The organism is Citrobacter sp. Cpo147 (assembly GCF_030332405.1).
GTDB classification, from domain to species: Bacteria; Pseudomonadota; Gammaproteobacteria; order Enterobacterales; family Enterobacteriaceae; genus Citrobacter; species Citrobacter portucalensis.
This window is the reverse complement of sequence record NZ_JAOWHX010000030.1, coordinates 1,495,851-1,520,169: the sequence shown is the minus strand read 5'-3', so window position 1 is coordinate 1,520,169 and position 24,319 is coordinate 1,495,851. Positions and strand designations below refer to the sequence as shown.

At 44.6% G+C, this 24,319-nt stretch carries 21 protein-coding genes and 4 pseudogenes; 12 read left to right on the top strand and 13 right to left on the bottom strand.

The window, feature by feature from the left end:
• Positions 1-71: 71 nt before the first annotated feature.
• A protein-coding gene (locus tag OGY06_RS09810) for an IS3-like element ISSen4 family transposase (protein ID WP_103015411.1) occupies positions 72-1,192 on the top strand; the annotation gives its coding sequence in 2 pieces (ribosomal slippage) (positions 72-330 and positions 330-1,192; 1,122 coding nt in all).
• Here OGY06_RS09810 and OGY06_RS09805 read toward each other — a convergent pair.
• Entirely contained in the window at positions 1,185-2,801 is a 1,617-nt protein-coding gene (locus OGY06_RS09805; protein WP_286605203.1) for an ATP-dependent nuclease, read from the bottom strand. The two genes, OGY06_RS09810 and OGY06_RS09805, sit on opposite strands and share 8 nt — an antisense overlap.
• 216 nt (positions 2,802-3,017) lie before the next feature.
• Here OGY06_RS09805 and arsR point away from each other — a divergent pair, with 216 nt between their 5' ends.
• From arsR to OGY06_RS09775, 6 genes and pseudogenes are all read left to right on the top strand, one after another.
• Complete coding sequence (gene arsR / locus OGY06_RS09800) at positions 3,018-3,368, top strand: transcriptional regulator (protein ID WP_248248500.1); 351 nt, start codon at positions 3,018-3,020, stop codon at positions 3,366-3,368.
• Positions 3,369-3,415: 47 nt separating this feature from the next.
• Complete coding sequence (arsD, locus tag OGY06_RS09795) at positions 3,416-3,778, top strand: arsenite efflux transporter metallochaperone ArsD (RefSeq protein WP_116360907.1); 363 nt, start codon at positions 3,416-3,418, stop codon at positions 3,776-3,778.
• Between the two features lie 17 nt (positions 3,779-3,795).
• Positions 3,796-4,045, top strand: a pseudogene (locus OGY06_RS09790) (ArsA-related P-loop ATPase); the annotation flags it as partial.
• Positions 4,035-4,121: pseudogene (locus OGY06_RS09785) on the top strand (arsenate reductase); the annotation flags it as partial. The pseudogenes OGY06_RS09790 and OGY06_RS09785, both read left to right, overlap by 11 nt.
• Positions 4,122-4,429: 308 nt before the next feature.
• Positions 4,430-4,945, top strand: a complete 516-nt coding sequence (locus tag OGY06_RS09780; RefSeq protein ID WP_232943512.1) for a hypothetical protein — start codon at positions 4,430-4,432, stop codon at positions 4,943-4,945.
• Between the two features lie 24 nt (positions 4,946-4,969).
• Positions 4,970-5,356 carry a hypothetical protein gene (locus OGY06_RS09775; RefSeq protein WP_275147872.1) on the top strand — a complete coding sequence of 129 codons (387 nt, stop codon included), beginning with the start codon at positions 4,970-4,972 and terminating at the stop codon, positions 5,354-5,356.
• 220 nt (positions 5,357-5,576) lie between these two features.
• On the opposite strand, the gene OGY06_RS09770 is transcribed toward OGY06_RS09775, so the two are convergent.
• The 5 genes and pseudogenes from OGY06_RS09770 to OGY06_RS09750 all read right to left on the bottom strand — a co-directional run.
• On the bottom strand, positions 5,577-6,695 hold the full coding sequence (locus tag OGY06_RS09770; protein WP_119921935.1) for a PIN domain-containing protein: 1,119 nt from the start codon (positions 6,693-6,695) through the stop codon (positions 5,577-5,579).
• 889 nt (positions 6,696-7,584) lie between these two features.
• On the bottom strand, positions 7,585-8,355 hold the full coding sequence (locus OGY06_RS09765; RefSeq protein WP_116360910.1) for a YiiX/YebB-like N1pC/P60 family cysteine hydrolase: 771 nt from the start codon (positions 8,353-8,355) through the stop codon (positions 7,585-7,587).
• A 426-nt stretch (positions 8,356-8,781) separates the two neighbouring features.
• Positions 8,782-9,363, bottom strand: a complete 582-nt coding sequence (locus OGY06_RS09760) for a hypothetical protein (protein WP_275147873.1) — start codon at positions 9,361-9,363, stop codon at positions 8,782-8,784.
• Positions 9,360-10,067 carry a hypothetical protein gene (locus OGY06_RS09755; RefSeq protein ID WP_248248497.1) on the bottom strand — a complete coding sequence of 236 codons (708 nt, stop codon included), beginning with the start codon at positions 10,065-10,067 and terminating at the stop codon, positions 9,360-9,362. Before OGY06_RS09755 ends, OGY06_RS09760 begins: the two co-directional genes overlap by 4 nt.
• A gap of 396 nt (positions 10,068-10,463) precedes the next feature.
• Positions 10,464-10,559: pseudogene (locus OGY06_RS09750) on the bottom strand (alpha/beta hydrolase); the annotation flags it as partial.
• 253 nt (positions 10,560-10,812) lie between these two features.
• On the opposite strand from OGY06_RS09750, the gene OGY06_RS09745 reads away from it, so the two are divergent.
• A complete protein-coding gene (locus tag OGY06_RS09745; protein ID WP_286605193.1) occupies positions 10,813-11,853 on the top strand; it encodes an Ntn hydrolase family protein in 1,041 nt (346 codons plus the stop codon).
• 178 nt (positions 11,854-12,031) lie between these two features.
• Here OGY06_RS09745 and OGY06_RS09740 read toward each other — a convergent pair whose 3' ends face one another.
• Positions 12,032-12,859, bottom strand: coding sequence for a DUF2971 domain-containing protein (locus tag OGY06_RS09740; RefSeq protein WP_072197166.1), 828 nt, complete (start codon positions 12,857-12,859; stop codon positions 12,032-12,034).
• A 503-nt stretch (positions 12,860-13,362) separates the two neighbouring features.
• Between OGY06_RS09740 and OGY06_RS09735 the strand changes: the two are divergent.
• Positions 13,363-13,560: pseudogene (locus OGY06_RS09735) on the top strand (thioredoxin domain-containing protein); the annotation flags it as partial.
• Positions 13,561-13,749: 189 nt separating this feature from the next.
• Here OGY06_RS09735 and OGY06_RS09730 read toward each other — a convergent pair.
• The 6 genes from OGY06_RS09730 to OGY06_RS09705 all read right to left on the bottom strand — a co-directional run bounded on the left by OGY06_RS09730 (position 13,750) and on the right by OGY06_RS09705 (position 21,017).
• Complete coding sequence (locus tag OGY06_RS09730; protein ID WP_275147875.1) at positions 13,750-16,272, bottom strand: YeeR family protein; 2,523 nt, start codon at positions 16,270-16,272, stop codon at positions 13,750-13,752.
• A 36-nt stretch (positions 16,273-16,308) separates the two neighbouring features.
• Positions 16,309-17,754 carry a hypothetical protein gene (locus OGY06_RS09725; RefSeq protein WP_275147876.1) on the bottom strand — a complete coding sequence of 482 codons (1,446 nt, stop codon included), beginning with the start codon at positions 17,752-17,754 and terminating at the stop codon, positions 16,309-16,311.
• The gene (locus OGY06_RS09720) at positions 17,754-18,599 is read right to left on the bottom strand and encodes a hypothetical protein (RefSeq protein WP_047738096.1); all 846 of its coding nucleotides are present in this window, start codon (positions 18,597-18,599) and stop codon (positions 17,754-17,756) included. The genes OGY06_RS09725 and OGY06_RS09720 overlap by 1 nt, the downstream gene beginning before the upstream one ends.
• A 34-nt stretch (positions 18,600-18,633) precedes the next feature.
• Positions 18,634-19,512: a helix-turn-helix transcriptional regulator gene (locus OGY06_RS09715; RefSeq protein WP_121265170.1), complete on the bottom strand. Its 879-nt coding sequence runs from the start codon at positions 19,510-19,512 to the stop codon at positions 18,634-18,636.
• Between the two features lie 304 nt (positions 19,513-19,816).
• Positions 19,817-20,428 (bottom strand): inovirus Gp2 family protein, encoded by a 612-nt coding sequence (locus OGY06_RS09710; protein WP_248248508.1) that lies wholly within the window; start codon positions 20,426-20,428, stop codon positions 19,817-19,819.
• Between the two features lie 382 nt (positions 20,429-20,810).
• Entirely contained in the window at positions 20,811-21,017 is a 207-nt protein-coding gene (locus OGY06_RS09705; protein ID WP_248248492.1) for a helix-turn-helix transcriptional regulator, read from the bottom strand.
• Between the two features lie 393 nt (positions 21,018-21,410).
• On the opposite strand from OGY06_RS09705, the gene OGY06_RS09700 reads away from it, so the two are divergent.
• The 3 genes from OGY06_RS09700 to OGY06_RS09690 all read left to right on the top strand — a co-directional run bounded on the left by OGY06_RS09700 (position 21,411) and on the right by OGY06_RS09690 (position 24,193).
• Positions 21,411-22,322: a hypothetical protein gene (locus OGY06_RS09700; protein WP_275147877.1), complete on the top strand. Its 912-nt coding sequence runs from the start codon at positions 21,411-21,413 to the stop codon at positions 22,320-22,322.
• A 90-nt stretch (positions 22,323-22,412) separates the two neighbouring features.
• Positions 22,413-23,276 carry a GTPase family protein gene (locus OGY06_RS09695; RefSeq protein ID WP_275147878.1) on the top strand — a complete coding sequence of 288 codons (864 nt, stop codon included), beginning with the start codon at positions 22,413-22,415 and terminating at the stop codon, positions 23,274-23,276.
• 89 nt (positions 23,277-23,365) lie between these two features.
• Positions 23,366-24,193 (top strand): DUF932 domain-containing protein, encoded by an 828-nt coding sequence (locus OGY06_RS09690; protein WP_286605185.1) that lies wholly within the window; start codon positions 23,366-23,368, stop codon positions 24,191-24,193.
• Positions 24,194-24,319 lie beyond the last annotated feature (126 nt).

Sequence of the window (24,319 nt, the reverse complement as noted above, 5' to 3'; positions counted from 1 at the left end):
TGACCTGCTCCCCGTTGATTAGTACACCCCGATGTTAGTAATGTCTTCATAAGCCACATGAGGACATCCCCATGAAGAAGCGTTTTTCCGACGAACAGATCATCAGTATTCTCCGCGAAGCCGAAGCTGGGGTACCCGCCCGTGAACTCTGCCGCAAGCATGCCATTTCCGATGCCACGTTTTACACCTGGCGTAAGAAGTATGGCAGTATGGAGGTGCCTGAAGTTAAGCGCCTGAAGTCGCTTGAGGAAGAGAACGCCAGACTCAAGAAGCTGCTTGCCGAAGCCATGCTGGATAAAGAGGCGCTTCAGGTGGCTCTTGGGCGAAAGTACTGACGACAGACCAGAAGCGGGAAGCCGTGATGTTGATGTGTGATGCGACCGGTCTGTCGCAACGTCGTGCCTGCAGGCTTACAGGTTTATCCCTGTCGACCTGCCGCTATGAGGCTCACCGTCCGGCTGCTGATGCGCATTTATCAGGGCGCATCACTGAGCTGGCACTGGAGCGCAGGCGTTTTGGCTACCGTCGTATTTGGCAGTTGCTGCGCCGTGAAGGGCTTCATGTTAATCATAAGCGCGTGTACCGGCTTTATCACCTCAGTGGCCTGGGCGTAAAACGCAGAAGACGTCGTAAAGGGCTGGCAACAGAACGTCTGCCGCTGCTCCGTCCGGCGGCGCCCAATCTGACCTGGTCGATGGATTTCGTCATGGACGCACTTTCCACCGGTCGCAGGATCAAGTGTCTTACCTGCGTCGATGATTTCACAAAGGAATGCCTGACGGTCACTGTTGCCTTTGGGATTTCAGGCGTTCAGGTCACGCGTATTCTGGACAGCATTGCACTGTTTCGAGGCTATCCGGCGACGATAAGAACTGACCAGGGGCCGGAGTTCACTTGCCGTGCACTGGATCAATGGGCCTTTGAGCATGGTGTTGAGTTGCGCTTAATCCAGCCGGGCAAGCCAACGCAGAACGGATATATTGAGAGCTTTAACGGACGATTTCGCGATGAATGTTTGAATGAGCACTGGTTCAGCGATATCGTTCATGCCAGGAAAATTATTAATGACTGGCGGCAGGATTATAACGAATGCCGCCCGCACTCCACGCTGAATTATCAGACACCGTCTGAATTTGCAGCGGGCTGGAGAAAGGGTCATTCTGAGAATGAAGATTCCGACGTTACTAACTGAGTGTTGTATCTAATCGTGGGGGCAGGTCAGCATCGCTCATGTATTTAGGTGGTGTGAGTGCCTTTTTTGAGACCGAAATTCTCAAGGCCCCCTCTGTTTTTTCTCTACTCATCCATGTTAAAAGATCTGCTCTATCTTCTATGTTTAATACTTCACGAAGTAACTTTTCACCATTGTGGTGAATTAGTTGTGGCTCTAATGTTGTCCCTGTAACTACACTTCCAATAAATAGCTCTCTTCTGTTTTTTTTCAGCCATCCTTGAACTGGGAGCGCAAGATCTTCTGGTGAAATTCCATCGTTATCTCGGAGAGAGGCAACAGGCCTATCGAGAGCGGCACATAACTCCAAACATTTTGCTAGTGATAGTCCCCTCATGCTTATAACATCAATACCGACCTCCATAGGGCGCAGCTGGTATGTATCTTTGAAAAAACGTTCGAAAATTATTTCGTCAGATGGGCCTTCGACCAATACCACTCTTTTTGCCAAGACCATTCTGAGTGTGTCGTAACCAGGCAGTTTCTGGAAATAAGAAACAGTATCTGGAGATAGGCCATTGATTCTGCTTACGGATTCATTGCCAATTAAAATTAACGAATCTAGTCCGAGTCTATTCAATACGAAAGTACTATGCGTTGTAATGAACAATTGCTGACTAGTACTAGATAACTTTTCGATTCGAGAAAGTAGTGTTGATAAACTGGTATGTGAAAGATGGTTCTCTGGTTCTTCTATCATCACAAATTTTGTCTTTTCAGCGTGACGACCCATAGACAGAGAAATTTTGATGGCAGCTTGTTGACCTTGCCCAGACATAGAAAAAGGGACCTCATTGACATGAGGAGATACAACGCCTTCCCAAGAGGTTCGACTACTTTGATCCATATCTAAAATGATGGTTTTATCATGTAATGAGGCATTTAATTTACTTATTCTTTCATTGATATCACCAAGTACACCTCCGGCCATAGATGCTTTAACTTGTCTGTACGATAAGGATATTTTTGCCCTTTCTATTGGAGCAAGATGATCATTAATTATTTGCCTTAAATGATAGTCGATTGATGTGGAGGACCTAACAGTTTTAGAATCTATGATGGCAGTTGTTAATTGCCGAGGCCTATTGAGAAGTTTCTCATCAGCAAAAGAACGCCATTCTATACGGTAGAATTCTACAGGTAATATTTTAGTAGGGCTTATAAGCCATTGCTCTATCTCCTCATTATATTCACTATTGGGCAGTACATGGAATAATACACCAGGGCATGCATTTGTTGGATGGTCGCTATTAATAGCTCCACATAGATTTTGTAATTCTGGCGTATTATCAAAAAAGAGCTCAATTTTAATCTCGGGTAGGATAATGTTTTCACCTCTTTGTCTTCTTTCAACAAAATCAGCGACTAGCTCTGTATTAAACCAATACGGATTTAATTCATCATTAGCTCCTTTTCCGTTGATTCTGCCTGTTAGCGCTAAGGCTATTGCTTCCATTAGGGTTGATTTTCCAACCTCATTCCCCCCAACGATCAGGTTGAGCTTTGGATTTGGCTCTAAAATCAATTGCTTGTAGATTCTGTAACCTGAGATTTTAATCTTTTTTATCACATTCTATTCCTTGGCGCATAAGCCAGCTAAACCAACAATGAAGTGTGTATTCTAGGAACTGTATAACACTTTAATTCACTAGATTTTAGTGTGTTAGCCGTAATTATTGATCGTTAGCAAAAAAATCCTTCTAAATAACACATATGTTTTTTTGAATGTGAATATTGATTTTGGTCCTTATGGGAGTATCCTAACTTCAATAGGACAGGAGGCCAGATGTCACTAACATCCTTACAACTCTTCAAAAACCTCTCCGATGAAACCCGTCTAGGGATCGTACTGCTGCTCAGAGAGATGGGAGAGCTGTGCGTGTGCGACCTTTGCACTGCGCTAGAACAGTCACAGCCCAAGATCTCCCGCCATCTGGCAATGCTTCGGGAAAGTGGCCTATTGCTGGATCGCAAGCAGGGGAAATGGGTTCATTACCGCTTATCTCCGCATATTCCTTCCTGGGCTGCTCAGGTGATTGAGCAGGCCTGGTTAAGCCAACAGGACGACATACAGGCCATCTCCCGTAAGCTGGCATCGGCAAACTGTTCTGGTAGCGGTAAGGCTGTTTGTATCTAAAAAATTTGCCTGAACATATATGATTTTACGAATGTGATGTATTCAGAATGAAGGCGTTAACGGTGTTTGACCCGGCAATGTGCTGCAGTACCGGCGTATGTGGCTCAGATGTCGATCAGGTTCTGGTTGATTTTTCTGCTGATGTGCAGTGGCTGAAAGGACGTGGTGTACAGGTTGAACGTTACAACCTGGCGCAGCAGCCCATTAGCTTTGTTCAAAATGAGAAAGCGAAAGCATTCCTCGAAGCATCTGGAGCAGAAGGGCTTCCGCTACTGCTGTTGGACGGTGAAACGGTGATGGCAGGGCGATACCCAAAACGTGCTGAGCTGGCTCGCTGGTTCGGTATTCCGCTGGAGAAGGTAGGGTTAGCTCCCACCAGCTGCTGTGGTGGTAATACTTCCTGTTGCTGAATGTGTCAGGAGGACATATGAAATTCTTACAGAATATCCCGTCTTACCTGTTTTTCACCGGTAAGGGAGGTGTAGGCAAAACTTCGATTTCCTGCGCAACGGCTATACGTCTGGCTGAACTGGGAAAGCGTCAGTACCGACCCGGCCTCTAACGTCGGTCAGGTATTCGATCAGACTATCGGTAACACTATCCAGCCCGTGACTGCTGTGTCTGGTCTTTCGGCTCTGGAGATTAGCCCGCAGGACGCCGCCCAGCAATATCATTCCGGAACGTCAGAAAGGAGCAATTACCAAAGAGGATGGTGAGAAAGTCATTGGCGAAACGGGGAAGCGTGTTAAGTAATCTGCCCACTTTAAAATATCGGACACCTTTTAATGCTATGCGGGCGTCCACCTTTCGCTCATAGCAGACCTCGCAACGCTTCAGGCGGTCCGCTTTGTGCCAGGGGCGGACCTTCGGCATGTCCTTGACCTCCGTTCAGTCGAGCCAGATTACAGGCATATCATTCCATGGTTTTAAGACAGAAAGCGGAGTTCCAAATAGTCATAACCTGTCGGAACGCTGAAGACAGCGTCTGGTAAAGCCTTTCAAAAAACGCCTTACATTCATTCACATCAGTATTCGCGAAGACCAGCGAACAGGAAAGTGTGATGATGACGGCAAGTAAGCGCCTGGGTAGTCAGGCTTACTGGCGCAACTATTTCGCTTTTTCAGCCCCGCAAAACGTCCTTCCGCCGACGATCTTCGACCAATTATTCGAGATTGCAGCTCATCCCGGTCAGCAACAGGAACTTGCTGATACGCTGCTCGGCTATATACAAATCAAGAAGTACTCCACCCGGACCTGGTTTGAACACATTCTGACCCAACTGACCGCTCCGCTGATAGAAACAAGGACATCTGCAGAATGCAGGGGCCTGCTGCAGTTCTTATTTAACTACGGAGATGAATTGCTGGAGCGATACAGGGCAGACAACCACAGGTTTGCGCCACATGATCTTGATACGAACGGCGTGGCTGATCGGCTCATTATCAGGATGCAACAGCATGATTCTGAAGAAAACATGGCAGTACTGACAGAACTGGTCATGGAAGGCCGCGCCTGGTACTGGATTGCAGAATATTTTCGCCATCTGCTCTGGCAGCACGGGCTGGTCGGTGACTAGGCCCCGTATCAGCAGGAGTCATGGATGGAGGCGGATAAAATAGATAAACTGCGTGGTTCCCTCGCGAAAAGGTTGAACCGCCCCGATATCACCAGTCATTTGCCAGATTTTCCTCTTCTGAGTTCTTATATATGGGCATGGCGTGATATCAGCGGAAATGAGGCTGTAAAGGGGTGGGTTGACAGCATGGCTGGCGAAGATGAGGCGTTTCTTAAACTGCTTCTGCAACTCCGGTATCATGGAACGAGTTCGGAAGACGGAAATTATCGGGCTCTGAAACTGTCAGACATGGCAGTGCTTATGTGTGATCGCGACAAGATTGAAGAGCGCATCGACCGTATCGTAAAAGAAGAGAAATTCTCAGAATTGGTTGGTGAAGTAGAGCAGGCCATCAAGAGAAACCATTTCTGACAGGGTATATCGATCAGGTCTAAACTGGGTCAAACCTGTTTCCCTCAAAACCATTCCATTAGGCTCCGTCAGGAGCCTTTTTTATGGTCAAGAAGAACGAGGCGCTGGCCTGAAGGGGAAAAAACTGCCAATACCCGTTTTAATAGTCGGTTTCTCCCTTCTCCGGCCAGTTCGCGCTGGTCAAGCCTACAATGACTGCGGGCAGCGCAAAGAGGTGGCTTTAGAAGAGATCAGGATTTTGGGGCTCAGCCGAGACAACCGGCACATATTCAATATGTTCTGCAGTATCCAGATCAAGGCTAAAGATACTGTCATCAAAACTCAGCAGATGAATCTCTGCATTTGCCCTTATTCCGTCCACAAATCCAATCTCAAGAGACGCGGTATACAGTTCCTGATGACGATAGGTGTCATTGGAGACCTCAACGCCGTAGTACACACGATCTTCTTTATCCCAGACTGCGCCGGAGTAATCTTCGTAATCGTATGCGGCCGTTACATTAACCTTGAAAGTGATCTCGTAGGTGGCGTTATCTTTATTGACATCAATCAGCTGCACTTCATCAATGCTCACTGAAGATATCTCTATTTCATAGATCTCAGGATCGTATTCGCTTGACGATACGGGCATAAATTCTGCGTCATTTAGATGTGCCCGGGCCATTCTTATCACGTCTTCTTTCAGTTGCTCGAGAATACTGTCGGCAAACGTTGAAAGTTCAGCCAACTCTTCATCATTCCTGTTAACTAGATCAAGAAGCACATCGATGCTTTTAAGATGAATAAAGTTATTGTTAGCTGCCGCTACTGCCTCCATATCACCGTCGTCGCTGACGACATACACTTTGTTCTGACGTGCTCTTGCCACTGCATCTATAGCTGCAAGTGAAAATGCGTCCGGAAACTCTGACTTTTTCGCCTCCCGGTGAAAGGGCGCGGCACCTGAAAAATAATCATCAAATATTTGTTTCGGATTTACATCAGCGACAGACACGGTTTCAGTTAACCGGTTATCCACTAACGCCCGGAATTTGCCCATGGCCGCGTTAAGTACAGCTTCTGCGTTGATCTCTGGGAAAAGACCGCCCCCTGTAACCTCATCAGCAACACATAAAAAACTCCCTTTTTTACGGAAATTTTTATGCTCCTTTACCGCCGCTTCTGCGTATTTTTTTAGATGCTTCTCAATTTCTGCGCGAACCACATCTGTGATGAGTAGGTGAATTTTTTCTTCTTCTACGAGTTGCTGAAGCCTGCTCAGAACGAAATGCCCGAACTGAAGTTTTTTTGTTTCGTATGCAGAGGTGTCAATAAAAACGAGCCTTGTCTGAAGTTCCATGCATCTCTCTGATCAATGAATTTTCAGACCACTATATCAGTCATAAAATGACAGATGAAGAGAGTAGATGTCGTATCAGTTACTGATACAGATCGAACAGCAGGCGCATCATTTCCGCTTTTATTTTTTCGGATCTCAGGCGAAATGCGTGGATAAAAAACAGACAGCACATCGTCTCAAGTACAGTTTCACGCTTAAGAACTGGTTCATAAATAATGGGTCCACCATAATGAACTGGTCCAACACGAACACGTACTGCTCATCGCAGTCGGGTTACACCAGCCGACAGCAGCACAAATGTCAATTCATAGCGATTATACGGCAACAAGGCCCCGGAGCACCGGAGCGCTGTGGAACAAATGGTGCAATATGTCGGGTTAATCCAGCGCGGGATTCTCCGGCAACTTCTACTGGTCGTCGGAGCCGAGCTTAGGCAACGACTACTACGGCGTTTTCTTGGGCGATGGCGGCATCTACAGCGGCTACGTCAACGCAACGGGCTACGTGCTGTGTCGTCAGGGGGCTTTAGCGTTTAGTCTTTAGTTTTTAACCTTTGGTTTTTATTTTTAATTATGTTTTTTATTCTCCCCCGCGTTCTCGCGGGGGAGAATGAGGAAAATGAATGATGGAGATTAAGGAGAGGTTGGCGCTGAGTGCGCGTCCGGGAAAGCTTACGCTTATCCGGGAGGGCATGTCCCTGAAATGTTACCAGCAGTCATTGTTTTCACTGGTGCATTACGTGTATCCGGATATTAAAGTTACCGGACGCAGGATAAAAAACTCGGCGGACGGGTTGTATTCAGCGGCGGCTTTCCTGAGGCTGTGCTGGCAAAGGTCCTGCCGGATGCCAGTTCATGTGCACTGGTAATGAGCATTGCTTCAATGATTACTAACTATTACGTTTCGAAAAGTCATTTAAATCATCGTTCCAGAAATTATATAGCCGATTTCCAATCTCCTCCTCCAGTTCTTTTATAGAACTTTCAATATCCTTTAGGTCAACCTTCTCTCTTTGATATTCTGGTAAAGAATTTGTTAGATTGACCATTTCTTTTAATGTATTTATCATTCCGTTACTTGCTGCGTTCTGCCTTTGGCTTATAGACACCATGGTTTTTCGTAAAAAATACTGAGGACGAAGCAACTTAAAAGTATTGTCGGTTAAACCATCACTATAAAATTTGGTAACGTCAATCCAATCTTGGGAACTATTAGATAAATTCTCGAAATCTACTGGGAATGCATTAGTATGTTTGAAAAGGTGAAAACCTAAAGATTGAAACACCTTATCTACTAGTTGCGAGCAAAATAAAGCATCATATTTTTCTTGACCTAAAAAACCATAATTGTAGGCTTTACTAAAATGATAGATGGCTTCTTTCTTAAGTGTCTCTTCATTTTCAGCATTTATGAAGGGTGGTCTTATCACACGCCATTTGCCATCTGATTGCTCTAAAATATCCGCAAAAAAAACGAGATCTACTCCAGTTGCAGCATCAGCATGTATAAAAATCCCATTACCTAGGCTAAGCGCCACATGTGTAGCATTCACATTTTTTGTTTTTCTGATTAATCTTTGACCATTTATATTAAAACTTTGCATCTTGCTTTTATTGTTGATTAAAAGAATATCACCAACCTTATAGTCTAATATTGCCATGTTTTATTAACCTATTATGAAAGGATATGTGCATTATATGCAGAAAAAAAGTAGTCCAAAAGGTCTTAGCACAAAATAAATATTAAAACATCAAAATGCCTTCGGACGTTATGAAAGCTAAGTGGATTAACATTGTATTCCTCCTCTGTTAACTGACCCAACAGTGATCTGCTTCCATTGATTAAGACACGGAAATGTTAGTAATGCCTCTTGGCGGTGAGAACAACAATTTCGTACTTCCGCTGCTCGCTCACAGCAGCCGCACCTGAGTGAAGCCCCCATAGGAAAACCTGTGGGGGATTTTTCTTTTTTTTGACGTCGCACTCTCATCTCCGAAAATTCAGGCGATGGCACTGAGAAATTCTGTCGGGCCTGGAGTCTTTTGCAGGCAGGGTACCGATGCGTTTATCCCAAGCCCTGCCTGGCCTAAGGTTTCTGCCATGGAACGTGCCAGGTGCTGCCATCTTCAGACGTAAAATTTCCTGCCTTATCATCCGTCCGGAAACACCGGGTGACTTTGCCGTCAACGTTGCAATTTCCCCAGTATAACGGGAAGCCCTCAGTCTCCTTATGTAGCTGCGCCAGCGTTGAGCGTCGCTCGTGTATCTCATCCAGTGAGGGAACAAGCGTCAGGATAAGCACAATGACCACACTGCACAGAACCCCCTGTGCAGCCAGAAACCAGAGCCAGCTTCGCCAACCAAGAGACCTGCAGGCTCGTTCATAGCGGTTAGTTGCCCCGTCTGCGGCCCGATCGGCTTCGCGGAAATGGTCCGCCAGAAGTCGTGCAGACCTCTGAGCCGTTGAGTCGGCCATTGCTGTAACGGCACTGATAACATCATCTCTGACCTCTCTCATCTGTTTTTCATGAGATGTGGCGGAATGAATCAGTGCTGACGTTGCTCTGTCTGCTTTTTTTCCCTGCTGCTGTGCGGCCTGAAGGAGCCTGTCTGCGGCCTCAAAAAAGAGGCGTATGTCGTGTTCACTGACGGAATTTGTGTTTTTCATAGGCTCTGCTCAATCCCTCTGTCGTGGTCTAATGATTGCTCTCTCTTCAGCTCTGTCTGGCGATCTACTTCATGCCTGTAGAGGAGCCATTTCTCATGTGTCATCGAAAGCTCCATCATATTCTTCAGCTCTACATACCTCAGATTGCCGCTGCCGTCACAAACGACGATAAGCGCACCCGCGTTGCTCTCTGCGTCCACGCCCTGGCACCACCTGACCAGTTTCAGGTAGTCACTGACGGCAACCGGATCTTCGGCATTAACCTGAGTCGAAAAGATGCTACGTGTTGTCTGTGCAATAAAGTTCTCAAGGTTCAGAGGCTCAGCCTTACGGGTGGACTGAGAGAGGGCGATGAGATAGCTCGAAAAGTAGGTTTTCACACCCACCTGAGCGTCAGGCGTGGTTTCAACATACCAATGGATTCGGTGAGAAAGCGGCCTCAGTCTCGCATCACTTTCCAGCGCGTGAGAGAGCTTTCTGAAGCGGGCTGCCTCTTTACCAGAGCGGTTATCCGCAGATTTAAACTCAATCAGCCGTAGCGTGCCGGGAAAGGAAAGCAGGACATCAGCCAGCGCCTTGTCCTCAGGCGTCTGCTGGAGCAGATTGACAGATGCTGGCAATACATGCCCGCGAAGCTGTGCCCCTACAGAGACGCCCAGTCCGTACAGGAAATTACCAATAACCACATTCTCATAAAGTTTCACTGCCTGCTTCCTCTCCTCAGTACTTAGCGCGGCTCCGCAAGTATATTTATCTACACGCCGGAGCTGGCATATTTCTGGCCGCTGTTTACCTATGTCCATAGCGATTTATCGGCCTCTACTCTGAGAGGATGATTGTTTTCGAAGGAGATTTTTACATTACACTAAGCGTTGGAGCAAATGAGCCATTTAGAAAGAGCTGAGTTTACCGGCCCTGTGTTCAAACTTTTTGGTGAAAGTGCTTTCCCGTCAGCAGCATTAATCATTCAGTAATGAGAAGCCGACACAGTCACGGGCTGGCCGCTGCATACGCCGAGCTGCTCCGCCAACTACTTGTACTTGAGGCTACTGGCTTAACTTTGACTCTCACATCAGGCAGTATCACATCCTAGCCATGCTCTTGTTCACAACGTCACGCCACTCACGAGCCATCGCCAGACGTATGCACCAGCTGCCCTGCGCGGGCATAGCGATGGGTTTATCTGTTAGGTCATCGCTGTAAAGTTAGGAGGATGTTGACGAGTTTGTGCTTATTGATAATCACAGGCAGGATGAATGGGACTATGAGCGATATTTCAACAACGGGTAACGTTTGTTTGCGAGAAGACATCACTGAACTCTTGGAAATAAAAATTAGCTTCTATAGGCCATAGCAGATATAGTTAATGGAAGATTAAATAAATGATATTGATAAAGTTTTGGACGAACATGCAGCTTCGAAAGAATTGAAATTAAAAGGATGGATATTATGACTTGGGTGGTTGGAGGGAACTGCTTTAATGGGTTTGTCTGCGTAGCCGATATTCAGGCAACAATAACATTGACTGGCGGGGAAGTTCGTTATTTTAATTGCATTCAAAAAATACACCAAATAGGAAGTAATTTATGCGTGGCTTTCAGTGGTGATATTAGGTCAGGTTTCAAAATCATCGAGTTATTGAGGGAAAATATTCATCAAAACTTTCAGGATGGTGAATGCTTTGATATTGATGGCCAATCTAAGATATTGATAGGTTTTCTTAAGTGCTGCTATGATTATATCAATCCGAACCATAAGCCTTATCTTGAATTAATGTTTCTATGGAATTCACAAGAAGGCGATGGACTTCTATATCGCCCATTTTGCATGAAATTTAAATCGCCAAACTTTACTATGAATTCAACCGCATTGCCTGGGGTTGCTCAATCAGGTAGTGGAATGACTAATAGCACCTTTCAGGCAATATCTTCTTTTTTAGAGGGGAAGGAAATTTCCACGCCGGAGTACAAAAAATTATTTTCTAACATTGAAGGTGCTCCAGATATTATCACTCTTAAAAATTTCAAAAACATAATTCTGAATGAAGCGTCAAAAGTTAATCAGCCGGGTATAAGTCGAACATTGATTTCTTTTGAATCAGAAATACCCTTTGACGAGATTTATAGTGAGCAACAAAACAAGAATTTAAAAGAAGCATTTATCACCCTAGGTTTAGGACCCACTGAAATGAAAACTGAAAATTACAGATTATTTCTTTCTGTGCTCTCAGTTCCTGATGTCCAGAAAAAATTAGATTATATCAAACGATATAATCCATTTTTGTATAACTCGATAAGGGATATATTGCAACAGGGGGAAAAGTCAATAAATATACAGCCAATAACAGAACTTCCGCCAATTGTTGTCGATCGTCATGTGAGTGATGAAGAAGAAATTCACTCTTATAAACTAATAACCACGTGGCCTGAACTTAAAGCATTTTTGGGCAAAAAGCGCATTAGCGTATCGGCTATGCAGGCAACAGCGTGAATTAGCTATCCTCTTTCAAACATTGCCACTTACTTATGTTGTTCGCTCACATCGGACTTTTAGCCCGGTTAACGTGTCCGTTCCGTGGGAGGAGCGGACAACACCTAAATGCTCTTGTAGACTTGGCTAGTTCTTCATTGTTTCTGTTGTTTCGTACAAACGAGGAAAGTTACAAAGATTACCTGTAACTTGCACCAGATCTAGATACGGGTATCTTTAGATAGCCATTCGACGCTAGTAACATCTCAATTTCATAATTATTTATTTCACATTTAGGGCCAAGAACAACTTCAAATAGAAGATTTTCTTTTGAGGAAAAATCATATTCGAAATACGATGTTATTCTATTTCCTGTAACTCTTTGCTTTGGCCTTGAAATTGAATGTAAGAAGTTAAATTCGCCACGCTCATTCCCTGTAACAAAGGGAAGGTGTACAATTCTCACTTCTTGCTCTTCTTCAAAGAATTTATTTTTAGTAAATAAGCATTTTGTTCTGACCTCAGTTGTTATATGATTATAGGTCATCCATCTATGAGAGTCATCAAGAAAAGATGATGCAATTACAACATTAGACATGCGGTCAGCAAACTCACGGATAACTTTAACATCATCATAAAAAACTTCATTGATGCCTATGGAATGAATATCAGACATACCCAAAACTGGGGCGACGTCAGAAAACCCAAAGGCTTCAGTATTAAAACCAATTGATACTCCACAGCCATCACTAGCATAGGCACGCCATTGACTTAAGAGATCTTTGTTTTTTGAAAAACTACAAATATAAGGATGTGGGAATGAGTTTTGAAAGCAAAGAAGGAACTCATCAATAACATAATTATTAGATGGATTCCTCTTTGAATCCAGAGCATCCAAGAAATAGTTTTTAGCATAATTTATTTCAGTGTAATCATTTAGATTTCCAGCCGATGAAATCCAAAGTTTCTTATTATTTATAATGCTCAATAGTGCATTGAGATCACAATAGTGATAAACTTTACCCATCAAAGACACAACCTTCTTTATAATATAAAAATCCCCTTGCTTATCTCAAGAGGCTCCCGCGACTTAGCTAACGCCTGTCTTCCAACACTCATGCCTCTCAATGATTTAATCGCAGATGTATGAGTAGATATCGCATGATAATAAAATGAAGACTGAATCACCATATATTTAACCGATACCTTATTGCTATCCATAGATACTGTTTTATCGTTGTAGAATGTAACTGCTACACCGATGACGTTACCCAAAACTAACTTTCGCTCCTCACTCACTATGGACCTTGCTGAGCGTGAGTTTCTTCGTGTTCGGGGGCGGAAGTGGCTAACAACAATCTGTGTGGTTCAACGGGGAACGGGTCAATACAGTGACTGAGAGATAAACCATATTCATTCATAACCTTCCTTGGGAGGATACGCTTCGCATGCAGCTAGATATTGCTAATCGATGAGCACAAGTTAACCCTGACCTATTAATGGGTAATGTTATCAAATAAGGAATAAACTGTTGAGCCTTATGAGGAACTGGGCTTTGCAGATGAGAAATTTACTGACGCTCGGTTAATCGTTGTGACGCCGCTGGGAACCAAACTGTTTCGTCCTTCTGAAGTTGTTCTGGATATCCTTCCTGATGCTCAGAAAGCGGCTTTCACCAGGGAAGACGGCGAGAAAGTCGTTGATGATGCAGGTAAACGACTGAAATAAAGATGAAGGGGGCAAATGCCCCCTTATTTGTTAATTCTCCATACTCTTCCGCAGTCTTTTCGAACCAGTTCATTATGATGATTACCATTGTTTTTTTTGGATTTTACAATAGTATCATGGGGTTAATGGTATTTAAGTTTGCTTCGTCTGAAGCACCATATCACGATGGTAATGAATTTATACCTTTCATTATGCAACAGCAGATAATGAAACCGATGTATCAAGCTGATCGACCATTTCGCAGATTTGCGATTGTTCATAGCTCAGGACCGGTCGTTGCTTAACCACACTTACTACAAGTGGTTTAATCAGCATATTGGCCGTTGCTCGGTCTTGCTCTTTTGCGGCGAAGATAACCTCCAGGGTTTTTTGGTCAATTACTGTTGCCAGATTCGCGTTCAGGTTTTCAAGTTCGTGTTCTGTAAGCATGAAACTTGTTGCAAGCCATGTAACCTGTTCCTGGATGAGAGCCAGCACTTTTACTCGGTCGTCTTCAACCAGTGCACCCGCTATTTTTTTGGAAATCGCTGTGGCAATCATACCGCCTAACAAGCCACCAGCTGCGCGTCCTGCTAAAGCACCGAAAGGACCTAATGGACTAAGCATCATTCCGCCAGCAATAGAACCAATTGCACCCCCAGCCACACCAGATGAAGTAACTGCCAGATTTTTTATAAACTGTGCCCCAGAAATACGACCTCGCACCATTTTAATCATATCCGGACCAGTGGTCACGGCGACCAGTGCGAAAGAGGTAACCAGTGTGCCACGCATCATCTTGTTAAGGGAGTTGAGATTGTTAGCTCCGACTCCCTGTTGAAGCGCATTACGAACTGTCGGGCTGGCAGCGGCAAAATCAATATTTTTAAGTAACCCCTGAATGGCACTGATACGGTGTAATTGCTGTACCGTCACATAAACTGTCAGTGTGCGGGTAAATGTTTTACCTGCCTGTATTGCTGCCGTTTGCAACGCAGCCTTACGATCGCCGGTATTGAGGTAGAAAATAGAAGCTGTCAGACCAAAGCTGATACCTCCAGCTGCGAGGCTGATGATAGATCCTTCCGCAATGTCGTAAGTGATAGATTCGAACGTGCCAAACTTAGTAATGTTTTGTGCCTGGCTATAAGTCAGGTGTCCCTGACGTACAAGTTTTGTGGCTTCTGCAGGATCGGTAACGCCGGGGACTTTGCCATCGCGAATTTTGTTCTCCATCGTTTCAAGCGCTTTCGAATACTGGTCTTTCGGAACCTCTAACTGCATTGGGGTTCCGTTACTGTCATAATAGCGATAATTACCGTTTTGTCCGTCAAAACCAGCACCGACGCTACGTGCAGCGGTTGCACAGTATTTGGTCTGAATCTCTGAACCGTTAACCAGCCTGTCTGCACCATTTTTCGCATTATCATCACCGAGAATATGTGCATCTTTTAGTTGGATTTTGTCAGTAAGATGATTTCCCCGTTCGGCTGCAAAACCATGTCCTTGTCCTCCCACTGCAAACATTTTTTCGTTAGTATTCCAGGCCTCCGGGAGTGTCATGAGAATCAGACCGTTTGTTGCTGCACTGGAAATAAATTCAGCCTGTGGTCGCTTGTGAATTTCAATGCAGAGTTTTTCCGTTTCCCGGCAAATATCAGAGCAATACCATTCCTGGCTCCCACCACCGCCCTGGTGTTTTGCGTTTTTAATCTCGCTCAAACCGCATGAAGTGCAGGTACAAAGCTCGTCGACATAGTGAAACGAGACAAATTTTCGACCATCCGAAAAAGAATAATAGTTCCCACCATCAAGATAACGGTTCAGGAGATCATCATTCGCAGCAGAGGGTAAATTCAGCCTATTACCAAAAAGGCTTCTTAGCTCATCTGATGAGTGTACTATTTTACTGTTTAACTGCTCATTAAATTCAGCCATCTTTCTTTCATACCAGGCATCATTTAAAAGCCAGTTTTCACCAGCCAGATCCTGCTCTCGAGTATCGCCCTGAAAAATATGCTGTGAGACCAACTTGAGATAGATAGTCTCTACGAATTCTGCTGAGAGGTTACTTCCTTCTTTTAGTTCCGTCAGCCAAAGTTGGTTATTGATCGCTTTTTGCTCATTTAACCCTGTATTGATGGCATTAGTTAACTTCTTGAGTTCCTGAATTTGGTTTGCCGCATAGAACTGTGTCAGTAAGGCTGCTATCCAGTATAGCAATCCTGTCCACCACATCAGTGAAGATGAGATATTATATTGCCAGGCTATAAACGGTGTAGCCGCAGAGCAGGCCATCAAAAAGTAAGACGTATAAAAACAGCAATAATACTCTTTAAGTTTGGCATTGATATCGGCTGGTATAAGCCCGTTTTGTAGAATAGCCTTGGTTTGTACAGGTACTGCAAGCAGGCCACTGGCAAATGCAGCGGTTAAAATAAACTTCATTGAATCAAATGAATAAGCTTCGTAGGCAATATGTTTACCATCAAGTCCCCACATAAAGCTAATCACCATTCCTGCTATGGCAAGAGGTACACCCAGCAGCCAACGTGAGTGAAGCGCATAGGTTACGCGCTCTACAATATAGCCCGCCAATAAAGGTGGGCCTGCAACAATCAATGCACCCAATCCTAATATCACACCTAGAATATTGAGAGATGCCTTAAACAACGCTTTTATAATAACAAAACCGATTACCAGTAAAATTAACGCACCAATTATCTGTAGCATTGTGGTTTTATCCTTGCTGTAATTTTTATTCGAGTGCTACGCCATCATAAATGTGTCAAGATCATCCGCATTTTTGATTATCTTTGCCTCTTCAACACCGTGGGCCTGGGCAAGTGTGATGCTTGCTTCCAGCAACCGGCGATTGTTTTCCACGCTAAATGCAGCTGCGGTAAGCTCACCCAGCGCCGCGAACTCGTTCAAAATTCGGTTGAGTGCTTTCTGCTCAATCTCACTTAAGCGACATGTAAATTGCTCCATTTTTTTCGCCAGCAATTGGCGTGCTTTACTGTCCAGATTTTTAGCTACGGTAACCATAAACTTCCCTGAGATAGAACCAACCAATGCCCCCAAAACAGGCACAGGGATGATTGCCTGACCTGCGACAGACATTGCGCCAACGATGGCCGATTCCGCGCAGATGATAAGGCCAAGATCGGTAAATTCATCAGCATTAATCTCACCGCGCTGATAGGAGAGAGCAAGATTGCTTACACCTTTAGCGGCAGTGACCAGCGCGCTGGCGAACGGTGCTCCCAGAGAGGCATAATTGGTCAGGGTATAAATTGCTCCGGCGGATACACCGCCAATAGCGGCACCTTTCAATGTATCTAAGCCGACATCCTGCCAGTCCTGTCTGTTGAAATCTCCACGAAATATATTTTTACCATCACGGTATTTGCTATATATACCTGTTACAAGAGCAAAGGTTCCACCGAAAGCGGCTCCCATTGCGGTTGCACGCATGCCTTCACTTAGGGAGGGTTGGTGATTGTCAATAATTTCTGCTTTTTTTGCCTCGTTCTGTTCCGCTAATTCCTGATCATGTTTATCAAGCGTTTCGTCAATTTTTCCCCACTGAACATCTTTGTAATCAGAAACTCCAGGACGCACGACATCATTAAAGGATCTTCCCGTTGTACTTTCAATTTCTGCAACTTTATCCCTGATAGCCTGTATTGTTTTTTCGCTCAAGCCCTCCACCGGTTTCCCATCAATAACATTCTGAATCGTTTGCCAGGAGTCTTTGGGGATATGGTAAAAGGATTCTCCCTGGGTAAAATTGGGATAGGTTTCCATGTGCTGAAGGACATGGTTCAGGTTATTATTAACTCCGTTGATAAACTTTGACTGCACGTCAACGCCATCTATCATATAATCCGCCGGAGCGGTTCGACCCACTCCGTCAAACGTGGCGCTAAGATCAGAGGCATCCTGAACCCTTTCTTCTATTGCCTGGCGAGCATTGCGCACGCCAACTTCTACCTGCTCAGCAATTTCACCGTGTTTGGTGCTCATTGAGCCCAGGATGTTACCCGGTGACGCGATGAAATCACGCACCTTTTGCATTTGTTCGCCAGCCAACTCAAATGCACGATCCTGCTGCGATAGTTTTAACAGTTCACTATCAATGCGGGTCTGATTAATGGCGTTAACCGCGCTGCCGATAAGCTGGTCGCCAACTGTATTATGGTTAATGCTCATTACTGGATTTTCTTGTTGATCAGTTTTGATAATGCATTGATATGGTTAATCAATGCCCCTAATTGATCTTTCTGATGGGTATTAAACTGGCAATAGTCTTGAGGCGCAGCCTTTTCCAGCACATCAATAATGCTTTCAGTACCATGATAGTGCTCGGATGTGAGCATCTTGAGTTCTTGCGCACCACGTTCCATCACGCGAAGTTCGCTGGTTTTTGCGCGAACCTGGCGCTCTTCCTGTTGTGCCTCATCAATGATTTTACCGTTTTTGCGACGGGCTAGTAGGGTTCCGCCAGCGATGCCTACAGCACCAATCCCCCAGCCTATTGGACCCGCCAGAGCCAGTAGTGCGCTTCCTGCTGACATGCCACCGCCACCCGCAGCCAGTGCGCCGCCGCCGAGCCATGCCAGGGCTGCATTTGTTGCGGCAGCTCCGCTTAACGTAGCAATAGCGGTACCCGTGGATGCTGTACCAAAAGTTGTTGCGACCGCCAGCGCAGCCGTAGGGGCAAATGCGGCGACCCCCGCCCCAACGGCAACCCCCGCAGCAGCCGTTCCTTTACCAATATGTGATGCGCGGTATTCTTCTTCCAGTTTTTCCACCACGTTATCAAATTCAGCGATTTCCGCTTTCAATTCGCTCCAGGATTTATCAAACTCTTTCGGTGTATTCGCCAGTCGATTAACAAAATTTTCACCACGGGCAATCAGGTCCTTACTGCATTTCTGGCGTAACAGAAAGAGGGCAGTGATCTCATCCTGGGTGTCTTTAGCCTGTACTTCATAACGGTTAGTTGCACTTTTGAGACTGGCTAATGCTTCTTTTCTTTCTGAACCACGTAACATTTTTTACTCCTGCTGTATGTTGTCAAAAATAATTTCACTGCAATGGGTTTTTCATTTCTATTATCTGCTGGTTGAGCTTCTGATAAAAACGTTGTTGTAGGCTAATCGGGGAAATAATAGTGAGGTTTGGTAACCAATAACGTAATAATGGAAATAGCTGGTTTTCGTGTGCCATTTTGGTTTGCACGATCAAGTCGCCATTAGGTTCCTGACGAATTAACTTTTGGGCAGGCAGAACATTTCGACGTTTAAAAAAATGGCTTACGTCGGCTGAAATTTTAAGGAGTACAATCTGCTTATCCAAAGAAAACCAGACATCATCTTCTTCAGCAAAGTATTGTGTGATATGGGGTTGTGGTGTGAAGTGCTCTGATTTAAATTTCAGCCAATGAATTTTGGTGAGCTGGAATCCTTTAACCTTTTCATTCTCTACCGCACCGAGATACCAGACGCTCTTTATGTTAATAAGCTTATAAGGCGCGACGGTCCGATGTTTCCCTTTATAATGAAATTCACAAAGGCTATTTTCACGAATCGCTTTATCGAACACACTATAGTTATTCTCAAGTACGCGTTTCGCTTCTGGATCTCCGGGCAGCGATCTGATGATCAGTGAAGTCATGTCAGGCTGGGAGAAGATTTTTTTTACAGGGAATAACTCTGCCATCCCCAGGGCATTGATGAGATTTTGTTGTTCTTTTAGAGCCTGAGGTTTAGCGTAAGCGGGAGCCAGCCTGTAAATACCATCACCATCGGGGACGATTCTGTCGCCCAGACGATTAAGATCACGATACAAAGTACGCTCACTGATGTTGAATTCGTCCATCATCTTCTTACGTGATACAAAACCGTACTGGTAAAGTTCTGCAATAATAGCGGTTATTCTTTGTACCATTACCTCATGCCCGCTCATGCGCGTTCTCCTTGTAATTTTTCCTTGAGATTACCAGTCGCTACTGACAGGGCATGTCAGTAGCGACTGGGGGATCATGTTTTCATATCGGCAAATTTCTCACATAACTTAAGGAGATTAAGTCGAAAAGTCAGTTAATGGCTTTTGCGGTCAATAACATAATCAGTCTCCTGCAGACAGTCGCGAGCAGCCACTCAGAGGTGAAAGAACAACTGACGTGTCAAGGCTTCAAAAGCGGAGTATGCTGAGATTCAGTCGATTAGAGCCAGGCTTAAAAATTTTTGTAGAGCTAGTTTGTTTTGCCTCAGGACTGGCTGCAGCCAAATGAGCGTTCATTCCGGCTGTATGACTTGGTGCGCTCCTTCGCAAAATAACTCAGCCTGAAAGTGAGTTTATCGTAAACCGTTTTGTAGTCTAAATCGTTGACGTCCAGGTAATACAATGGGTTGTCCGGGATATGTACCAGCGTTCGATATCCGGGGGGAGGGCTCAACTGTAAAGCACTCAGCCAGGCTGCCTGTATCAGGCTGGCTAATCCAGTTCCATTTTCACTGTACGCCCCTAACCCGTTGAAAGTATCTTTATTCACAAAGAGTACCATGTGGTAATGAGACTTCTTGTTTACTTCTCCAACCTCCCGGACCCAGGCGTAACGTAAATGACATGGGTAGCATCGAACACCCTGCTTTTGTTTGCTTCGATATCGTGCTTCAATCTTTGCATTTAGTGATTCTATAAATCGAGAGATAAGACCAGCCTTACATTCATCATGGTTATCAGGAAGTCGGAGGTCTACACGGACAACCATTGTTCGTGGATATTGTGCTGTAGCGTTATTAATTACGCTAAGCATCCGTTGCAGATACATTGTATTGAATGGGGCATGACGTTGATCAAGATAAATATCATTAAGCATCATAAATTCCTGTTGTCTGTATAGTATCTAGGGTTGTTTCTTACCTTGGGTTGACGAGGTAATTAAATGGTGATTTATGGTTTTGATTTGAATGTTTGTTAGTTTGATTTGTGGGGTTGTGTATATGTGCAGAGTGTATTGACTGTTGTCTTTTATATACTTGCAATGGATGAGTGTGTTGATGGTTGGATGCGTTGTATATTGTTGTATATATTACCAATCCGGGGCGTTAATTTTAATGTGTGTCATGCAAGATGTGGTTTTATTAGCTGGTGGTCATTTATTTTTACTCCGAAGTTAACATGTGGGTTATATAATGATATTTATGATGTAAATATGCAGTCCGATATTTAAATTGTTGGGGTATGGGCGTAATTTCATTTCAGCTTCGCGATGCTTTAACTCGTTCTCTTAACCAATTTTCAACTTCACTCTGTAACCAGCGAGAACTTCTCCCTAGCTTAATAGGTTTTGGAAATCCACCATCTTTAATTAATTTATAAAACCACTTATCAGTTAATCCAGTTAGGGTAGTGATAAATAACATGTCAACTAATTTGTCTTCAGTTAATAGTGTTTCAGTTGTCATATTAGATTCTCCGGTTGTTATTTGTGTGGTAGAGCTCAATTTGGAATTGAGTTTGCGTTCTGGCATAACAACCGGTTGTTATGTAAAAATTATAATGAGCCTTTTAAGTGATTCTGGAAATTGAAATGTCCCACTTCATGCATATAAAGCAGTAAGGTTTTTTATAATTCGTAATGGCTATTTCAATCTGTTTATATTTGCGCTTAGAGTTTTATATCCCTTTGTAATCCAGGACCCAAACAGTTCTTTTACTTCTTCCCTTCTGCTATCCCCCAATCCTCAAGAAGCCAAATTTTCGTGACCGTATACACGTTATCAACAATAACTCATTGAGTTAATGTGCAAAAATGGGCATTTTTGTACCTATAATCACGTAGTGACAAGGGGGTAGTGGTGGTTTCATTTTATGATGAAAGGAATCTCATTTTATTTTTGTACTTTAAATTAAAGAAATTCGAGGTTGATATTCCTCCTGAGTCGTCCGAAGCAAATCTTGCAAACTATGAAAAGAGAGTGCGCAATTTATTATTGAGTGGGAATAAAGGTTCCGAAAGAGAAGTAGATACTTTTATCAATAACACCCGGGTTGAAGCTAAAAAAGAGATTCCATGTGAAGATGAGCTTGAATGGTTCACCACAGATTCCAGGGCTAGTTACTGGTTACTTTGTAAAACAGATCAAGAACAGGTAACCCTAAGTTATGCACCCTATACAGACACATTCCCTGTTCAGGCAGGAAATTCGCTGTTAAATGAACCATTCACTTTAGGATTCGATATTCCACCGGTCCATAATCTTCGGGTGCGGCTTATCAAAGATAAAGTTGTAAAAAGTATTTCTGAAGGAAATGCCAGGCAATATATTCTAAAATTACATAATGAGTGGAATGAATTAATTACAAAGAAAAATTTATTTTCTGATGTTAATGGGAAAGCAGGGGTAACCATTGACTGGCTGCTGAATTATTTGCAGGAAAATAATGTTACCTTGCAAAGGTATCGGCATGCTGAAGGAACAGAAGAAAAAATCGCATACTGTTATGCATCATATTTTATCTGGCGTGAGGATTTTTTTAGGACTGAAGCAGAAAGAGAACTATTCATAAGAAAATTTAAAAGTGCATTGAGCACACAGAAAAGTCGAGAGAAGAAGCGTGCAGATAAAAATAAAGCCCTTAACGTGATCATTTCTCAGGAGACTCATGATAAGCTTCGTGATATATCTGTGAGAGAAGGGATCTCAAATGCCAGAGTTATTGAATATGCTATTCATCTGGCATGGAGGCAAAAATTGAATCCACGCTGAATATTTTTTTGGATATATATCATCCCCATGAAGGATTCAAAAAGGCAGCCATGTAAGCTGCCTTTTTATTATCAATAAGATGGTGGTGTTATGAAAAATAAATATGGTTATTCTTCTTTGCTAAAGCCGGTATCTGGATTACCAGAATGGGTTACTGAGCATTTATTGCAACAAATAAGACAGATAACTGAGTATGAACCGGTTATAGGTATTATGGGTAAAACGGGAGCAGGCAAAAGTAGCCTTTGCAATGCCCTGTTTGCTGGTGAGGTATCGCCTGTCAGCGATGTGGTAGCCTGTACCCGGGAACCTCTGCGCTTTCGCCTTCAGGTTGGCGAGCGCGTTATGACGTTGGTAGATCTGCCCGGCGTAGGGGAAAGTAGTGCACGCGATAGCGAGTATGCCGGGCTGTACCGTGATCAGCTTCCCCGGCTCGACCTGGTGCTGTGGCTGATCAAGGCCGATGATCGGGCGCTGGCGGTGGATGAGCATTTTTATCATCAGATAATTGGTGAGTCGTACCGGCATAAGGTGCTGTTTGTTATTAGTCAGTCGGACAAGACCGAACCCACTAGCGGTGGCGGTTACTTATCCACAGAGCAGAAGCAAAACATTAGCCGTAAAATTTGCCTGCTGCATGAATTGTTCCAGCCTGTTCATCCTGTATGTGCCGTATCGGTCCGGGCTAAGTGGGGATTACGAACAATGGCGGAGAGAATGATTCGCTGCCTGCCGCGCGAGGCCAGCAGCCCGGTGGTCGCGCAACTGCAGTCTCCCTTTCGCACAACAGTAGTCCAGGAAAAAGCGCGCGTTGATTTTGGTGAAACTATCGGTGCGCTGCTGGATACGGTGAGTACTTTCCCGCTGATACCGACTCCGGTGCGGACCATCATTCAGGCCATGCGCACCACCGTGGTATCAGTGGCCCGTGCTGTCTGGGATTTCTTCTTCTGAGCGTTTAATTCCAACCTGTTATTCCATGAGCCCTGTCGCCTGTGCGGCAGGGCTTTCTATTATTGTTTTCCGTTATGAGGAGTCTGCTTATGACCCGTCTGGCTTCGCGCTTTGGCGCAGCAAATCTTATCCGTCGTGACCGTCCGTTAACCCGCGAAGAACTGTTTCGTGTGGTGCCCAGCGTTTTCAGCCAGGACAAACACGAATCCCGCAGCGAACGTTATACCTATATTCCAACTATCTCCCTGCTGGACAGCCTGCAGCGCGAAGGTTTTCAGCCATTCTTTGCCTGTCAGACCCGCGTGCGTGACCCGGGGCGTCGGGAACACACCAGGCACATGCTTCGCCTGCGGCGGGAGGGGCAAATTACAGGTAAACAGGTGCCGGAAATCATTCTGCTTAACTCTCATGATGGCACCAGTTCGTATCAAATGCTGCCGGGATTATTTCGTGCGGTGTGTCAGAACGGGCTTGTCTGCGGTGAGTCGTTTGGTGAGGTGCGGGTACCACATAAAGGTGATGTGGTGAGTCAGGTGATTGAAGGGGCTTATGAAGTGCTTGGGATTTTTGATCGGGTGGAAGAGAAACGCGATGCCATGCAGTCTCTGATGCTACCGCCACCTGCGCAGCAGGCACTTGCGAAAGCAGCGCTTACGTATCGCTTTGGTGAGGACCACCAGCCTGTTACTGAATCGCAGATACTCTCCCCACGCCGCTGGCAGGATGAGAGCAATGATCTGTGGACCACTTATCAGCGTGTACAGGAAAACCTGATTAAGGGCGGGCTTAGTGGACGCAATGCTAAAGGCGGACGAACGCATACCCGTGCGGTGCGTGGCATTGACGGAGACGTAAAACTCAACCGTGCGCTGTGGGTGATGGCGGAAACGATGTTGTCACAGTTTCATTCTGTTTAAATTCAGATTCTGCATCTGAAAAGTTAATGCCTCGTTAAAGAATGACATGCCCTGTCAATTCACCTCTTCTTGTGTTGCTGATTAATTGAACAAAAACCCCGGCTTACCCAGTGATCAGTGGCTTCC

Excerpts from the sequence above, each read along its gene's own strand:
- arsR (WP_248248500.1), top strand. The coding sequence starts at position 3,018 with ATGTCACTAACATCCTTACAACTCTTCAAAAACCTCTCCGATGAAACC.
- arsD (WP_116360907.1), top strand. The coding sequence starts at position 3,416 with ATGAAGGCGTTAACGGTGTTTGACCCGGCAATGTGCTGCAGTACCGGC.
- OGY06_RS09780 (WP_232943512.1), top strand. The coding sequence starts at position 4,430 with ATGATGACGGCAAGTAAGCGCCTGGGTAGTCAGGCTTACTGGCGCAAC.
- OGY06_RS09775 (WP_275147872.1), top strand. The coding sequence starts at position 4,970 with ATGGAGGCGGATAAAATAGATAAACTGCGTGGTTCCCTCGCGAAAAGG.
- OGY06_RS09770 (WP_119921935.1), bottom strand. The coding sequence starts at position 6,695 with ATGGAACTTCAGACAAGGCTCGTTTTTATTGACACCTCTGCATACGAA.
- OGY06_RS09765 (WP_116360910.1), bottom strand. The coding sequence starts at position 8,355 with ATGGCAATATTAGACTATAAGGTTGGTGATATTCTTTTAATCAACAAT.
- OGY06_RS09760 (WP_275147873.1), bottom strand. The coding sequence starts at position 9,363 with ATGAAAAACACAAATTCCGTCAGTGAACACGACATACGCCTCTTTTTT.
- OGY06_RS09745 (WP_286605193.1), top strand. The coding sequence starts at position 10,813 with ATGACTTGGGTGGTTGGAGGGAACTGCTTTAATGGGTTTGTCTGCGTA.
- OGY06_RS09740 (WP_072197166.1), bottom strand. The coding sequence starts at position 12,859 with ATGGGTAAAGTTTATCACTATTGTGATCTCAATGCACTATTGAGCATT.
- OGY06_RS09730 (WP_275147875.1), bottom strand. The coding sequence starts at position 16,272 with ATGCTACAGATAATTGGTGCGTTAATTTTACTGGTAATCGGTTTTGTT.
- OGY06_RS09725 (WP_275147876.1), bottom strand. The coding sequence starts at position 17,754 with ATGAGCATTAACCATAATACAGTTGGCGACCAGCTTATCGGCAGCGCG.
- OGY06_RS09720 (WP_047738096.1), bottom strand. The coding sequence starts at position 18,599 with ATGTTACGTGGTTCAGAAAGAAAAGAAGCATTAGCCAGTCTCAAAAGT.
- OGY06_RS09715 (WP_121265170.1), bottom strand. The coding sequence starts at position 19,512 with ATGAGCGGGCATGAGGTAATGGTACAAAGAATAACCGCTATTATTGCA.
- OGY06_RS09710 (WP_248248508.1), bottom strand. The coding sequence starts at position 20,428 with ATGCTTAATGATATTTATCTTGATCAACGTCATGCCCCATTCAATACA.
- OGY06_RS09705 (WP_248248492.1), bottom strand. The coding sequence starts at position 21,017 with ATGACAACTGAAACACTATTAACTGAAGACAAATTAGTTGACATGTTA.
- OGY06_RS09695 (WP_275147878.1), top strand. The coding sequence starts at position 22,413 with ATGAAAAATAAATATGGTTATTCTTCTTTGCTAAAGCCGGTATCTGGA.
- OGY06_RS09690 (WP_286605185.1), top strand. The coding sequence starts at position 23,366 with ATGACCCGTCTGGCTTCGCGCTTTGGCGCAGCAAATCTTATCCGTCGT.